The organism is Streptomyces sp. KL109B (genome assembly GCF_030766935.1).
In the GTDB taxonomy this organism is placed as follows: Bacteria; Actinomycetota; Actinomycetes; order Streptomycetales; family Streptomycetaceae; genus Streptomyces.
The window spans coordinates 273,512-286,241 of sequence record NZ_JASERL010000003.1; the positions used below are offsets into that span (position 1 = coordinate 273,512).

Consider the following 12,730-nt stretch of genomic DNA (forward strand, 5'->3'; position numbering starts at 1 on the left):
GATGATCCTGCCCCCCGCCGAAACACTCGCGCTCGGATCCCCCGATGTCCCTGAAGACGTACACCTTGGTCGACGTGAGATTGCCCCTGCTGTCGCGGGACTCGACGGTCTGCTCGTACGTGGCCTCGACGGTGACCCCGTTCCGGCGCAGCACCCACCAGTCCTCGGCCGTCCACCAACACGACTGGGTGATCAGGCATCCGATGTAGAACAGCGCGTAGGACACCGCCCACAAGGTGACGAGTAAGACACCGCCCGTGGCCGCCGTCACGCAGGCCCCCAGCACGAACAGCCCGCCGAAGGCCCACCAGTACCATCGGATCCCGCCGCCCTGCGGCCGTCGTCCGCGCGGCGCTTTCACCTCGTACGACACCTCCTTGCGGCCACTGCGCCGCGGCTGGTCAGGATCCCGTACCGGCAGCGCCGAGTTGACCGCGTCGGCGAACACCTCGGCAGCGGTACGGCTGCTGGGGCGCAGGCTGTACGTGGCGGGGGCCGGCCCGGTCGAGCAGCACGGCGCCCTGCCCCAGGCGAGCGGTCGTGAGGCGGCTGCGCAACACCTGTTCGGTCGTCACGGCGGGGAGCGTAGGGCATGTGCATGACGTGGGTGAAGGGTGCGCCCAGTACGCCGAGTGCGTCCAGTGCGCCGAGTGCGTCCAGTGCGCCGGAAGCCTGGATCCGGCAGGCGCAGGCCGCCCGGCCCCACGCCTACGGCCGATGCCGCCCCCGTGACCTGAGCCGGTGCGGCATCAGTTCACGGACCTCCGCCTCCGCGGCGCCGACGACCGGTAAAGGGAATTCGTCGCGGCTCCCGTTCTGGCTGCCGTGACCGGCGCCCTCTTCGCCGTCCGCGCGCTCGCCGTCGGCCCGGCCGCCCCGGTCGTCGGACCGCGGGAAGTCGTCGGCGCGGTCGTGCTCGCGTTCGCACTCGTCCGCGTCCACGTCCACGTCCACGTCCACGTCCACGCCTGCGTCCGCGGAGGCACGGTCCGGCGCGTCACCGTTGTCCGCGACCCGCAGCCGCGGCCCGGACGGCGCGGCGGGCGCGGATTCGCCCGACACCAGACGCGCGTGCTCTTCCCAGCCGAGACGGAACCAGTCGAGCCGCTCCCGCTCGGCCTCCTCGACAGTGACGACGCGGAGCGCCGCGGGGCCGAACTCCGCCATCTTCCGGCCGAGTTCGACGACCAATTCAGCAGCGCGGCGCCGCGCCTCCGGCTCTTCGCCACCCATACGCCCCTGCCCCTTCGTCCCCCCTGGGACTGATCACTGACCGTCCATCAGCCGCCTTCCGGCAGGAACTGCTTCGCCACTCGGACGAAGGTGTCCCGCAACTCCGGCGGCACTCCCATGCGCCTGGCCGCCTCCTCAGGTGACAGACGCGGCCCGTCCGCCTCCCCATTCCCCTGCGGGCTGTCGCCAACCGGCAGGTCCGACTCGGTGAGCCGCCCCGACCTGATCAACATGTCCCGCACCGGCACCCCCAATGCCACCGCGAGCCGCCGCATGGTCTCCAGATCGGGCATGCTCTGCCGGTTCAACAACCGGCTGACAGCGGCCCGGTGGACACCGGCGTCGTCCGCGAGCCGCGATTTTCCGCCACCTCGCGGGCTGTCGATGGTGTAGCCGCGCTCCCGCATCAGGCCTTCGACCCAGTCCGCGAACGCGTCCAGGACGGGTGGTCCGCCGCCGCGCCCCTGGTCCGAGCGCTGATCCGATCGCGGATCCGAGCGCCGGCCCGATCCCTGGTCCGGGCCTTGGTCAGGGCCCTGCTCGATGTGGGCTCGTGCCCACGAGCTTCCGCTCATGACGCTGATCTCCCCTCGTCGCGGGGCACAGCGTACCGAGCGCGCGCGCATCAAAGCTGCGCGCGCACGCACACAGTTATGGAGATGTGTACAACGGGCGGGTGAGGACGGCCGGTTGGGGAACACGGCGAACGGCCCGAACGGCCCAGGGTGCTCTCAGGCGACCACCTCCTCCCTCTTGTCTCGTACGTACCGGAACAACTTGCGCACGCACGCGCAACATGCCACTCTCATCACGCGTTCGCATGTGTCGAACAAATATTCCCATACGTGGGGAGGCGCTGCACGTGTCAAGCCCGATGATTCTTTCCATCTCTTCGCTGACCAGGGCATTCACCCGGCACGACGATGAACTCGACTGGCGCAGATCCGCCGCCTGTGCCGAACTACCCCAGCACCACGTCTTTACACGGAGCCCCTCCGAGGCCGCCCTTACGTTGCGAGCCTGCAACAAGTGTCCGATCCGGCTGGAGTGCGAGGCCGTGGTCGATCCCGCCCACACCTGGTTCGACGGCGTCTGCGCGGGACGCCTGTGGCGCAACGGCCGCGTGGTCGACGCCCCGGAGGAGCAGCACCAGGAACAGAGCGAGGAGAGCGAGTCCCACCGATGACGCTTCGTACCGAACACGCCGAGCACGAGGCGCGCCACGACAACGACACCGGCGAAGCCCTCGGCTGGCTGCGCGCCCTCGCCGAGCGATTCCCGCTGCTGCTCGCCGAGTTGAACCCGTCGCCCGCCTCCGGCACCCCCCGCCCCGGCACCTCCGGAGGCCATCGCGACGGCGGCCGCCCACCGCTCAAGCTCTACGTCTCCGACACCCTCCGCGACGTCACCGACGGCGTCGTCGAACTGGAGGAGGCGGTACGCGAACGGCTCGCGCTGCGCCCCGCGCGCCCGTCCCCCGCCCCCGTCCCCGTACGACTTCGGCGCCTCGCCGAACTCCTCGACCAGGTCGCCGCCGTACCCGACCTGTACGCGCACGTGACCAGCGAGGCCCGACGGATGGCGGGTCGCTGCGCCCGCGCCATCGGTGACCCCGAACAGCTCGTACGCATCCCGGGCCGCTGCCCGGCCTGCGACTCCGTCTCCTTGCGGGCGCTGCCCGAGCGTGCGGTCGTGATGTGCGTGAATCCGGCCTGCCGGCACGTACTCGAAGAGGAGGACGGCGGATGACGTACGTAACCGGCGAGCTGGCCGCCAACGAGGCCGGGGTGTCGCCCGCGACCATCCGTAAGTGGGTGCAGCTCGGGCATCTGCCGACCGCCGGGAAACAGGGGCGGCGGACGCTGTACCGGCTGGAGGACGTGTTCGCCGCCGAGCGTGCCGCGCGCGGCAGGAGCGCGTACGGGGGCAAGTGAGTCACCCCGACCCAGAAGGGCCCGTCGACCTGCGTCGACGGGCCCTTTCTTGTGCCATCAACTGGCCCCGTCCCAGCGTCAGTTGCGGGATTCGGCACCCCGGATCACACTTGAAGCAGCGGCAGAGCTGCGCCCGGAAACCGGGCGGCGGTCCTGCCGCTTTGTGTTGCCCGGACATGCCCGGACTCCCTCGTCGCGGTCGCGATCCGGGCGCGAACGCCGCGCGACTCCCCCGTGTCCAATGATCCGAAGGAGCGTCCATGTGGCCGTCCTGAACTTTCCCGACGTCGAGATGCTCGTCGTCGACTTCCTCAAGAACCGCACCGAGATGTCGGGCGTGACCATCGACAACCGGCCGCCCGCCGGGTTCGACGGCACCCAGAAGACCGTTCTGGTCTCCCGGGCCGGCGGCGCCTGGGTCGACGACCTCGCGCTCGACCATCCGCTGGTCGACCTGGAGGTGTACGCGGCCGACAAGACGGTCGCGCACGGCATCTCGCTCGCCGCCCGCGCCTGTGCCGTCGAGCTGGAGGGGACGACGTACGGCACCGCGCTCGTCACCGACGTCGCCGAGGCGGACGGGCCGCGCTGGCTGCCCGACTACAACCGTCCGGCGAGCGCCCGGTACCTCACGACGCTGCGGCTGTCGATCAGCCCCGCGTAGACCGACACATCCCACAACACCACTTCCTGAACCAGGAGTTCGCATGCCTTCTCCCAACACCAGCTCACAGATCCGCGTCGCCGGCACCGGCAAGGTGCTCGTCGCCCCGTACGGCGCCAGTCCGGCCGTCGTCGGACCCATCGACACCAAGGCGGCCTGGCCGACCGGGTGGACCGAGCTCGGGTACACCTCCACCGACGGCGTGAAGCTGGCCAAGAAGGACAAGATCGACCAGGTCGACGGCTGGCAGTCGGTGAGCGCGCTGCGCTACATCTACTCCGACCGTGAGCTGACGCTGAAGTTCCAGCTGATGCAGTTCAACAAGACGACGCTGCCGTTCTTCATGGGTGGCGGGGCGACCGCCGCGGTGGCCACGACCGGCGCGGAGGCGGGCACCTTCAAGTACGACCTCACCTCCAACCCGTCGCCGGACGAGCGCCAGCTCGGCTTCGAGTTCACCGACAGCAAGGGCGGTACGCCGGTCATCTACCGGCTGATCGTGCCGCGCGGCCAGGTCACCGAGACCGAGGAGCTCTCGATGACGCGGACCGGTGCGCTGAAGCTGGGTGTCACCTTCACGGCCTTCGCCCAGGACGACACGTCCTCGCCGCTGGCGACGTGGCTGATGAAGGACGACGCGTACGTGTAAGCGAGCCCACGGGGCGGGGCCGTTCGCGGCCCCGCCCCGCCTCCTCCACCCCACCTCTACCAAAGGAGTCCCCGCATGCCCGGTTTCGACGTCAACGCCGCCCGCGCCCAGCGCCTGGAGGCGCTCGGCCACGCCTGGTCCTTCCAACTGGACGACGACCGTTTCGAGTTGCCCACCGAGCTGGGCCGCGCCACGGCCCGTAAGCTGCGCGACCTCGATGACAACGACATCGACGGTCTGTTCCGACTCCTCCTCGGGGACAAGCAGTTCGCCCGCTTCGAGCGGCACGACATCACCATGCAGGACATCGCCGCGATCCTGGAGGCCTACGGCAAGGAGACCGGGCTCGGCCTGGGGGAAGGCTGAGCCTCGTCGCGCTCATAGAAGAGCACGCCGAGGCCATCGAGGCCGACCTGCTGCGCCACTACGGCGTGGATCTGCTGGACTGGCACCGCGGGGAGCTGTCCTCGCGGCGGCTCTCGGTGCTCGTCGAGCACCTGCCGCGTGACAGCGCGCTCACCCGTGAACTCCACGGCGACGTGGCCGAATGGGGCGTGACGGACTACCTACTGGCTCATGTGGTGGACCTGCTCCAGGACGCCAACTGGATGTTCGCCACGGTCAACCGCGACGAGGACAGCGAGTCGCTCGACACTCCCAAGCCCATCCCGCGCCCGGGCCAGGCGGAACCGGTCGAGGAAGACACATCGAGCGACTCCGCGACCACACTCCCGGCACACCAGGACCTTCGCACGTTCTTGGCTTAAGAAGCACCGTCACAGTGGGGCCGGCCCTGTCGACCCGTCAGGCGGTGAAATAGAGGGCAGCTCCGCCCCCGAGTACAACAATCCCCAGGCCCAAGATGATCAGCACGTTCCTCTTGACCTTTGCAGCAGCCTCAAATTTCCCCTCCTCCCGGTCCTGCCTAACCGCTCCGGAAATAATGGCCGCGAAAATAATCATGATCGCGCCAAATGCCGACATAACGACCCCGGCCAACCTGGCCAAGATTTGCATGTCGGTCGCCTCCGCAAGACGGAACATGCGCCCACCCTTCACTCGGCCATCTCGCCTGTGGTTGCGCCTCATCCTCGTCACGACAGATCAACGAGTCAAGACACAAGGAAAGGAACGGAGGATCACACATGAGCAAGCACACGACGGATGACGTCTACGACAAGGTCGTGGACCTGAAGAAAGCAATAGCCAAAGGCCCGGACGACAAAAAGACGGACCTCAAGGGGGCCCTCGCAGAACTTCCCGTCCTGAAAGAAATACTGGCCGTAGCCAAGGCGGGCGGCGGCCCTGCCTACATCGTGCTCGGAATCGTGGCACTCAAAGCAGGGCTTTCATCGATAGGCATCAAGATCTTCGATATCCAGAAAGGGATCCAGGCGCTCACGCGAAAGCTTACTGGGGGGAAGGAACTCACCACGACAGACAGTGGGCGGTTCGCGGTGGCCACGCCAGAGGAACCCCGGAACATGCGGCTCCCCACGGCAGGCCGAATCACCGCCCTGAAGGAAGCAGTACGAAAGCTGAACGGCGAGATACACATCTACAGCACCAAATCCCGGGCGCTGCCGTCCCCTCGGAACATGAAGCAGCTCGCCGACTCCGCCGGACGCCTGAGCTCCGCCGCGAGCAAACACGGCGACGTCGCCCGCCTCGCCGCCAACACGCACACCCTCACCCAGCGCTTCCAGGAACTCTCTCGGGCCGTCGGCAGCGCCTGACACCGGCGATCGGAGGATCCCATGGCACTCGTTCCGTCCCTCAACCGCGCCATCACCTCGCTCAACCGACTGCGCACCGCCGCAGGTTCGGCCGGTAGCTCCGTCGGCACCATCAAGACCAGAACGGCGCAAGCCGAGGCGTCTCTCAATAAGTCCGCGACCTCGTCCGGCAAATTCAAAACCTCGCTCGACCGTCTCAGGTCCTCCTCCAGCAAGACCAACACCGCCCTCCGCAACGTAAAGCGCCAATCCGACGCCGTAGAGAAGTCCGTCGGCAAGGCCGGCAAGTCCGCCACCGGTAGTGGTCGGTCGATGACCGGGCTCGGCAAGGGGCTGAAGGGGGCGACACTGGCGCAGAAGGGGCTCAACATCGCCATGAAGGCGAATGCCTTCGGGCTCGTGATGACCCTGCTCGCGCCGATCATCAGCCAGTTCATCAACATGGACAAGGTCTCCAAGCTCCTCGCCAAGGGCGTGAAGTGGGCCTGGAACGCCATCACCGGCGCCATCAGGTCCCACTCCGGGCCCATCAAGGCGATCCTGAAGGGCATCATCAACGCCTTCACCGCCCTCCCCCGCGCCTACATCGGCGGCATGAACGCCATGATCGGCGGCCTGAACAAGATTCACGTGAAGATTCCGGGCTGGGTGCCGGTCGTCGGCGGCAAGGAATTCGGAATCAACCTTCCGAAGATTCCGAACATTCCGACACTCGCCGAAGGTGGCGTCATCGGCGCACGGACCGGCGGACGGCTCGCCGTCGTCGGCGAGGCCGGCGAGGACGAGGCGGTCATTCCGCTGTCGAAGCTGAGCGCGATGCTCGGGCACCACCCGGGCGGCGGTGCCGCCGTCGAGCGGCTCGCCGCCGCCGTCGAGAAGCTCGCCGACCGGCCCGTACACATTCAGGTCGACTCGCAGACCATCGCGCGCGCCGTATTCCTCGGGCAGCGCCAACTCGCCCGCCGGTAAGCCGACTACACCGAAGACCGAAAGGGGTGTGCATCGTGGGCAGTAATTTGTGGATCGGGCAGCCCGGATCCCTGTACGAGATCGATCAGGCCACCACGTCCTTCGACCGCAGCGCCGACCTCGGCGTGAGTGAGTTCAAGTCGCTCGGCGGTCTCGTCACCGTCACCCGCACCGGCTCCACCACCCGCCGTACGAAGCTGAGTTGGGACCGGCTGCCGCCCGTCGACGCCCGCGCGCTCGACCGGCTCGCGCGGCGGATCGACGGTCCGGGCCCGCTGGTCCTCATCGACCCGGTCGCCGGGAACGTGCTCGGCGCCGCGCAGGCCGCGGGCCGCGGGGTGGCGGGGGCCGGGGACGTGAGCGGGCTCGACCAGTGGTTCAAGGTGTCGGCGACCGGCGCCGTCGTCGAAGTCGCGGGCGCACCGGGGACGTTCGCGTTCACGGCCGCCGACGCGACAAGCAAGCTCGGCTGGCGGTGCGTGCCGTGGCAGGGCAACTTCCCGGTGGCGCCGGGCACCCGGATCTCGTTCCGCGCGCCGAGCGCGATGGCGACGCTGGGGACGGTCGGGGTCAACATCGACTTCAAGAAGGCGGACGGCAGCTATCTGTCCGGACCTTCCACGACCGGCCCGTACGTCGCCGCGACCGTGCCCGCCGGAGCCGTCTTCGCCACCCCGTGCGCGACGCCGGGCACCGCCGGCACGTACTCACTCGCCGGTGCCTGCCTCTCGTACGCCGACGGGGCGGAAGCCACCATCCCCGGTGACGGCCTCCCGCAGCTCGCCGTGACCACGTACACCGATACCCCCGGCCTCCCGCTGCCCTACCGCAGCATCAACCTCGAACTCGTGGAGGTGTCCCGTGCAACAAGCTGATCCGGCCACGGAGGCCGCGCTCGGCACCGGCGAGCGCACCGCCACGCACACCACCCGGCTCGGCGGCAAGGATGTCAGCGACCAGGTGCAGTCCTGGGAGCTGGAGCGCTCGTACGCGACCGATCTGCCGGCCGCGATGCGCGCGTTCTCGGGGAGTTCGTCGGCGCAGCTGCAACTCCAACTGGGCGGCAGTGGTGCCGACTTGGCGCCCGAGCTGTACTCGGCGTGGGCCGACCGGGGTACGGGCGACCTCGCCCGCCCCGGACAGAGCGTCGTCCACGAGACCGGAGTCGGAGCCGGTGACACCCTCCCCTCCTTCCGCGGCACCCTGCGCGCCCGGTCCGCCGCGTCCGGCACCGACACCGTGCAGCTCACCGCGCTCGACGGCGCCGAACGGCTGCGCTCGCCCGCCGAACTCCCGCGCCCCTACACGGGGTTGTACTGGCGCCGCCCCGTCGCCACCGCCACGTGGTGCGTCGACGAACTGCTGCGCCAGGCCGGTTTCCTGACCAGCCCCCCGGCGCGGGCCCCGCTGTTCGTCGCGGACGAGCCGCTGACCCTCACCCACGCCACGCTGCACGGCGGGTTCGCGACCTCGTACGGCATGCCGGAGGACCTGCCCGACCCGCGCCACTACACGTGGGCGCGGACCGGGGCGCCGCACGAGATGGCCCTCGTACCGCGCGGTCTGCCGGCCGGGGCGAGCGGCATCACGGTGTCCTGGTTCCCGCGCAGCCGCGTCACGGTGCCGGGCAGCCGCCTCTTCGCGGAAGCCTGGGTGAACAACGCGATCGGCATCGGCTCGACCGTCCGCCTCGACCTGGAGCTGAACCGTACGGGCTCGGCCACCGGCACCCTGTCCCTCGCGGTCGACTTCACCGCGGGCACGGTGACGGGATGGTCGCTCGGCACCGGCCAGACGGGCAGCGGATTCACCTGGAACCAGAACGCCACCGCGATGAAGGCGCAGCGCGGGGTGTGGCACATCGGTTTCTACGTCGATGTGTACGCCTCGACGAACAGCCAGGCCCTGCCGAAGATCACGCCGATGCTCACGGGTCCCGACGGCGTCACATGGGTCGGCACCGCCGCCGCGTTCACGGCGCCGACGGGTGCGCAGAACGTCGCCGAGCTGCGCAAGGTCCGCCTGATCACGTCGATGGCGACGGAAGCGGTGCAGGTGACGAGTGGTCTCGGGGGGCCGCCGACCGTCGCGTCCTTCACGATGGCCGGGCAGTGGGAGAAGACCGCCGACCTCGACGAGGCGATCCTCCCGCTGCGCACCATCCCGAAGGTCTCGGGTTCCCAGTGGGAGGCCATCGGCCAGATCGCGAAGGCCAGCATGTCGACGGCCGAGCTGGACGAACGCGGCCGCTTCCGCTGGCGCAACTTCACGCGGTTCGCGACGACCCCGAGCACCCCGGACCTGACCCTCACCTCCGTGCGCTCGATCGCCGCCCTCACGGTCACCGAGGAGATCGACGCCTGCCGCAACTATTGCGTGCAGCCCGTCACCGACTGGAGCGCGGTCTCCATCAAGGAAGCGGACGCGATCGTCGACACGGTGGTACGGGAGATCCCCGCCGGCGGCTCGCTGACCGTCAGCTACACCTTCGGAGAGGACGAGCTGGACGTCGGCCCGCCCGACACCGACGACGACTCGACCGGTACGCCCGGTTCGTCGTTCCGCGTCGCCACGCAGAACGCGGCGGGTACGAAGGCGGTGAAGGGGGCGGTCGACGCGATGGTGCGGCGCGAGAACGGCGTCATCGTCCTGCGCCTCTACAACCGCACGTCGTCCCGCCTCTACACGGTCGACATCAACGGCGCGCCGTCCATCCGGATCGTGCCGATCCAGCCGAACGCGGATCCGGTGGACCGGCAGGCGGTCTCGTACGTCGCGGAGAGCGACAGCGAGAAGTGGTACGGCCGCCAGGAGTTCTACGGCGACCAGTCGGAGTGGGTCCAGGACCTGGCGGCGGCGCGACAACTGGCGGCGGCGATGCGCTCCGCCGGCGAGCTGCCGGTTCCGGTCCTGGAGGACGTCCAGGTCCTGTACGACCCCCGTATCCAACTGGGCGATGTCGTACGGGTGGTGGACACATCGGGAGCCGCCCTGGACACCCTCGCCTGGGTGGTCGGCATCACGGCCTCCGCGGCCGCGGGCGGCGGCGTCCAACAGACCCTGAGCCTGCGCGGCGTCGCCCCCAACGGCGTCCCGGCGGACACGGGCCTCACCCCGGACACCCCGGCCCTCCCACCGGCCCCGTCCCCGTCCCGAACGTACGCCTCCGTGGCCACGTCCTACGCCACGCTCGCGGCGATGCGCACGGCGAACCCGACGTGGGAGGACGTACGGCGCCCGACGGTGGCCTGACCACCCCGCGCCCGACGCCCTCGCCCACCATTACGCCGCACCGTCGAGCCCCGACCTTTTCCAGCCCCGCCGGCGCTTGAGGCGCGGGACCCGGGGCAGAGCCCCGATCTTTTCCAGCCCCGCCGGCGCTTGAGGCGCGGGGCCCGGGGCAGAGCCCCGCAACCGCAACCCCGGCTCCGGCTCCGGCTCCGGCTCCGGCTCCGGCTCCGGCTCCGGCCGAGCACACCCAACCGATCTACCCACGGAGTGCCCCGTGACGGAATCCTCCGATGAACCCACCCCCGTACAACCCCCGGACTCCCTCCTCCAGGAGCTCGCCGCCACCCAGGCCGCCGAGGCCGACCCCTACGAAGACCCCGCCCCCGTCGACCAACAACCCCTGGGCGACGCCCTGTTGACCGTCACCGTCGAACCCGCCGCCGCTCCGGAGGAGACCCCATGAGCACCCAGTACACCCCCATCAGCTCCCTCCCCTACCCGCAGGCCACCGACCCGGCCGACCTCCCCACCCACCTCAAGGCCCTCGCCGACACCGCCGACGCCCGCCTCGTCATGCGCTTCCCCGACACCGCGACCCGCGACGCCAAACTCCCCGCCCCGGTCGCCGGAATGATCGCCTGGATCGGCACCCCGGGCCGGATGATGTACTACACCGGCACCACCTGGGTGCCCCTCGCCCCGGTCCCGGTCTACCGGGTCAACGTCGACGACGGCGACACCACGTCGACCACCTACGTCGAGACCCTCGCGAACGCCGGCGGCGACCCGATGGCGGCGACCTTCACCGTCCCGGCCTCCGGCCAGATCATCGTCACGGTGGGCAGCTACATCCGCTCGACCGCCTCCTACTCCTCGTACATGTCGGCCAACATCCGCAACTCCTCCAACACCGTCGTCCTCCCCGCGGACGACAACCGTTCGGCGGCGTCGTCGGCGAGCACCCGCAGCTCGGTGTCCGCCCAGTTCCTCATCACGGGCCTCGCCGCCGGCACGACCCACACGGCGACCCCCGCCTACCGGTCCGGAAACGCCTCGAACACCTCGTACTTCGACACCCGCTTCATCCGCGTCGACCCCATCCCGTAAGAACGCCACCCCCTGAGGAAGCCCACACGACCCAGACCGAGGAGCCCCGGTGGCCACACCCCTGACCGCGTCCGCCTTCGCCCGCGTCCTGCGCGACGAGGGCGTACAGGTCCGAGAACACACCAACTGGCAGACGCACAACCGCAACCACAAGGGCGCATGGGGTCCGGTCAACGGCGTCATGCTGCACCACACCGCCGGCCGCGACAGCCTCACCCTCTGCCGCGACGGCACCGCCACCCTGCCGGGCCCGCTGTGCATCGGCCTCGTCGCGAAGGACGGCACCGTCCACCTGGTCGGCTACGGCCGCACCAACCACGCCGGCTCAGGCTCCGCCGCCACCTACGCGGCCGTCCGCGCCGAACGCGCCCTGCCCTCCCCACCGGGCCCCGACTCCGTCGACGGCAACATCCATTTCTACGGTTTCGAGATCGAGAACCTCGGCAACGGCCACGACCCCTATCCCTCGCCCCAACTCACCGCCGTGGAACGGCTCTGTGCCGCCCTGTGCCGCGTCCACGGCTGGACGGCGGCGAGCGTCATCGGCCACAAGGAGTGGACCCGCCGCAAGATCGACCCGTCGTTCTCGATGAGCGGCATGCGCACCCGCGTCGATGCCCGCCTCGGCCTCCGCCCCGTCCCCCAGCCCACCCCGCACCCCTCCTCGTACGCGGAGTTCCCCGGCGCCGCCTTTTTCGTGCCGGGCCGCCGCAGCTCGCTGATCACGGCGGTCGGGCGGCGGCTCGTCGCGGAGGGGTGCGGGCGCTACAAGGTCGGTCCCGGGCCGACCTGGACGGAGGCCGACGTGGCCTCGTACGCGGCCTGGCAGCGCAAGCTCGGCTATACGGGCGCGGACGCCGACGGCGTTCCCGGCCGTACCAGCTGGGACAAGCTGCACGTACCGCGCGCATGAGAGGAGAGCTGGAAGTGGGTGAACAGGTCGATGTGGCCCTGGAGTTGGAGCGGCTGCGGCGCTCCGTCGACGTCGGCTTCGCCGCCACCCAGGGCAATCTGGCGCTGGTGCTGCAACGCGCCGACCAGACGGACAAGACGCTGGGCGAGCACGAGGACCGCCTCGACGCCCTCGAACGCTCCCGCTGGCCACTGCCGTCCCTCGCCGCGCTGACCTCGTGCGCGGCGCTGGTGATCGCGGTGTGGCAGTCGTCGGGACGCTGAAGCACGCGGGTGGAAACGTGAAGGGCCCGGA

The 12,730-nt window shown here is 69.8% G+C and carries 20 protein-coding genes; 16 read left to right on the plus strand and 4 right to left on the minus strand.

From position 1 onward, the window contains the following. The first annotated feature begins 74 nt into the window (after positions 1–74). The gene (locus tag RBJ65_RS12570) at positions 75–209 is read left to right on the plus strand and encodes a hypothetical protein (protein ID WP_306318405.1); all 135 of its coding nucleotides are present in this window, start codon (positions 75–77) and stop codon (positions 207–209) included. A gap of 192 nt (positions 210–401) precedes the next feature. Here the strand turns inward: RBJ65_RS12570 and RBJ65_RS12575 are convergent, their stop codons facing one another. The 3 genes from RBJ65_RS12575 to RBJ65_RS12585 form a co-directional block, all read right to left on the minus strand. Further along, a complete protein-coding gene (locus RBJ65_RS12575) occupies positions 402–575 on the minus strand; it encodes a hypothetical protein (protein WP_306318404.1) in 174 nt (57 codons plus the stop codon). A gap of 133 nt (positions 576–708) precedes the next feature. Beyond that, complete coding sequence (locus RBJ65_RS12580) at positions 709–1,233, minus strand: hypothetical protein (RefSeq protein ID WP_306318403.1); 525 nt, start codon at positions 1,231–1,233, stop codon at positions 709–711. Between the two features lie 47 nt (positions 1,234–1,280). After that, the gene (locus RBJ65_RS12585) at positions 1,281–1,640 is read right to left on the minus strand and encodes a helix-turn-helix transcriptional regulator (protein ID WP_306318640.1); all 360 of its coding nucleotides are present in this window, start codon (positions 1,638–1,640) and stop codon (positions 1,281–1,283) included. 650 nt (positions 1,641–2,290) lie between these two features. Between RBJ65_RS12585 and RBJ65_RS12590 the strand changes: the two genes are divergently transcribed. The 7 genes from RBJ65_RS12590 (at position 2,291) to RBJ65_RS12620 (ending at position 5,247) form a co-directional block, all read left to right on the plus strand. Then, a complete protein-coding gene (locus RBJ65_RS12590) occupies positions 2,291–2,419 on the plus strand; it encodes a hypothetical protein (protein WP_306318402.1) in 129 nt (42 codons plus the stop codon). Further along, positions 2,416–2,982 carry a hypothetical protein gene (locus RBJ65_RS12595; RefSeq protein ID WP_306318401.1) on the plus strand — a complete coding sequence of 189 codons (567 nt, stop codon included), beginning with the start codon at positions 2,416–2,418 and terminating at the stop codon, positions 2,980–2,982. The genes RBJ65_RS12590 and RBJ65_RS12595 overlap by 4 nt, the downstream gene beginning before the upstream one ends. Further along, positions 2,979–3,167 carry a helix-turn-helix domain-containing protein gene (locus RBJ65_RS12600; protein ID WP_306318400.1) on the plus strand — a complete coding sequence of 63 codons (189 nt, stop codon included), beginning with the start codon at positions 2,979–2,981 and terminating at the stop codon, positions 3,165–3,167. Before RBJ65_RS12595 ends, RBJ65_RS12600 begins: the two co-directional genes overlap by 4 nt. Before the next feature lie 241 nt (positions 3,168–3,408). Continuing rightward, on the plus strand, positions 3,409–3,831 hold the full coding sequence (locus RBJ65_RS12605; protein WP_306318399.1) for a hypothetical protein: 423 nt from the start codon (positions 3,409–3,411) through the stop codon (positions 3,829–3,831). A gap of 43 nt (positions 3,832–3,874) precedes the next feature. Next, entirely contained in the window at positions 3,875–4,480 is a 606-nt protein-coding gene (locus RBJ65_RS12610; RefSeq protein WP_306318398.1) for a phage tail protein, read from the plus strand. A 75-nt stretch (positions 4,481–4,555) separates the two neighbouring features. Next, a complete protein-coding gene (locus tag RBJ65_RS12615; protein ID WP_306318397.1) occupies positions 4,556–4,846 on the plus strand; it encodes a hypothetical protein in 291 nt (96 codons plus the stop codon). A gap of 65 nt (positions 4,847–4,911) precedes the next feature. Beyond that, positions 4,912–5,247 (plus strand): hypothetical protein, encoded by a 336-nt coding sequence (locus tag RBJ65_RS12620; RefSeq protein ID WP_306318396.1) that lies wholly within the window; start codon positions 4,912–4,914, stop codon positions 5,245–5,247. Between the two features lie 37 nt (positions 5,248–5,284). Here the strand turns inward: RBJ65_RS12620 and RBJ65_RS12625 are convergent, their stop codons facing one another. Continuing rightward, positions 5,285–5,524: a hypothetical protein gene (locus tag RBJ65_RS12625; protein ID WP_306318395.1), complete on the minus strand. Its 240-nt coding sequence runs from the start codon at positions 5,522–5,524 to the stop codon at positions 5,285–5,287. 101 nt (positions 5,525–5,625) lie between these two features. On the opposite strand from RBJ65_RS12625, the gene RBJ65_RS12630 reads away from it, so the two are divergent. From RBJ65_RS12630 to RBJ65_RS12665, 8 genes are all read left to right on the plus strand, one after another. After that, positions 5,626–6,216 (plus strand): hypothetical protein, encoded by a 591-nt coding sequence (locus RBJ65_RS12630; protein ID WP_306318394.1) that lies wholly within the window; start codon positions 5,626–5,628, stop codon positions 6,214–6,216. 21 nt (positions 6,217–6,237) lie between these two features. Next, positions 6,238–7,185 (plus strand): hypothetical protein, encoded by a 948-nt coding sequence (locus tag RBJ65_RS12635; protein ID WP_306318393.1) that lies wholly within the window; start codon positions 6,238–6,240, stop codon positions 7,183–7,185. Positions 7,186–7,220: 35 nt separating this feature from the next. Further along, positions 7,221–8,060, plus strand: a complete 840-nt coding sequence (locus RBJ65_RS12640) for a hypothetical protein (protein ID WP_306318392.1) — start codon at positions 7,221–7,223, stop codon at positions 8,058–8,060. Continuing rightward, the gene (locus RBJ65_RS12645; protein WP_306318391.1) at positions 8,047–10,437 is read left to right on the plus strand and encodes a hypothetical protein; all 2,391 of its coding nucleotides are present in this window, start codon (positions 8,047–8,049) and stop codon (positions 10,435–10,437) included. Before RBJ65_RS12640 ends, RBJ65_RS12645 begins: the two co-directional genes overlap by 14 nt. A 253-nt stretch (positions 10,438–10,690) precedes the next feature. After that, the gene (locus RBJ65_RS12650; RefSeq protein WP_306318390.1) at positions 10,691–10,879 is read left to right on the plus strand and encodes a hypothetical protein; all 189 of its coding nucleotides are present in this window, start codon (positions 10,691–10,693) and stop codon (positions 10,877–10,879) included. Then, positions 10,876–11,523 (plus strand): hypothetical protein, encoded by a 648-nt coding sequence (locus RBJ65_RS12655; protein ID WP_306318389.1) that lies wholly within the window; start codon positions 10,876–10,878, stop codon positions 11,521–11,523. Before RBJ65_RS12650 ends, RBJ65_RS12655 begins: the two co-directional genes overlap by 4 nt. Positions 11,524–11,572: 49 nt before the next feature. Continuing rightward, entirely contained in the window at positions 11,573–12,436 is an 864-nt protein-coding gene (locus RBJ65_RS12660; protein ID WP_306318388.1) for a peptidoglycan-binding protein, read from the plus strand. After that, complete coding sequence (locus RBJ65_RS12665) at positions 12,433–12,699, plus strand: hypothetical protein (RefSeq protein WP_306318387.1); 267 nt, start codon at positions 12,433–12,435, stop codon at positions 12,697–12,699. The genes RBJ65_RS12660 and RBJ65_RS12665 overlap by 4 nt, the downstream gene beginning before the upstream one ends. The last annotated feature ends 31 nt before the right edge of the window (positions 12,700–12,730 follow it).

What these genes read in the sequence shown, in the direction of transcription:
- RBJ65_RS12610 (WP_306318398.1), top strand. Translation starts at nt 3,875, where the DNA reads ATGCCTTCTCCCAACACCAGCTCACAGATCCGCGTCGCCGGCACCGGC.
- RBJ65_RS12595 (WP_306318401.1), top strand. Translation starts at nt 2,416, where the DNA reads ATGACGCTTCGTACCGAACACGCCGAGCACGAGGCGCGCCACGACAAC.
- RBJ65_RS12625 (WP_306318395.1), bottom strand. Translation starts at nt 5,524, where the DNA reads ATGTTCCGTCTTGCGGAGGCGACCGACATGCAAATCTTGGCCAGGTTG.
- RBJ65_RS12580 (WP_306318403.1), bottom strand. Translation starts at nt 1,233, where the DNA reads ATGGGTGGCGAAGAGCCGGAGGCGCGGCGCCGCGCTGCTGAATTGGTC.
- RBJ65_RS12630 (WP_306318394.1), top strand. Translation starts at nt 5,626, where the DNA reads ATGAGCAAGCACACGACGGATGACGTCTACGACAAGGTCGTGGACCTG.
- RBJ65_RS12665 (WP_306318387.1), top strand. Translation starts at nt 12,433, where the DNA reads ATGAGAGGAGAGCTGGAAGTGGGTGAACAGGTCGATGTGGCCCTGGAG.
- RBJ65_RS12585 (WP_306318640.1), bottom strand. Translation starts at nt 1,640, where the DNA reads ATGCGGGAGCGCGGCTACACCATCGACAGCCCGCGAGGTGGCGGAAAA.
- RBJ65_RS12655 (WP_306318389.1), top strand. Translation starts at nt 10,876, where the DNA reads ATGAGCACCCAGTACACCCCCATCAGCTCCCTCCCCTACCCGCAGGCC.
- RBJ65_RS12615 (WP_306318397.1), top strand. Translation starts at nt 4,556, where the DNA reads ATGCCCGGTTTCGACGTCAACGCCGCCCGCGCCCAGCGCCTGGAGGCG.
- RBJ65_RS12635 (WP_306318393.1), top strand. Translation starts at nt 6,238, where the DNA reads ATGGCACTCGTTCCGTCCCTCAACCGCGCCATCACCTCGCTCAACCGA.
- RBJ65_RS12600 (WP_306318400.1), top strand. Translation starts at nt 2,979, where the DNA reads ATGACGTACGTAACCGGCGAGCTGGCCGCCAACGAGGCCGGGGTGTCG.
- RBJ65_RS12605 (WP_306318399.1), top strand. Translation starts at nt 3,409, where the DNA reads ATGATCCGAAGGAGCGTCCATGTGGCCGTCCTGAACTTTCCCGACGTC.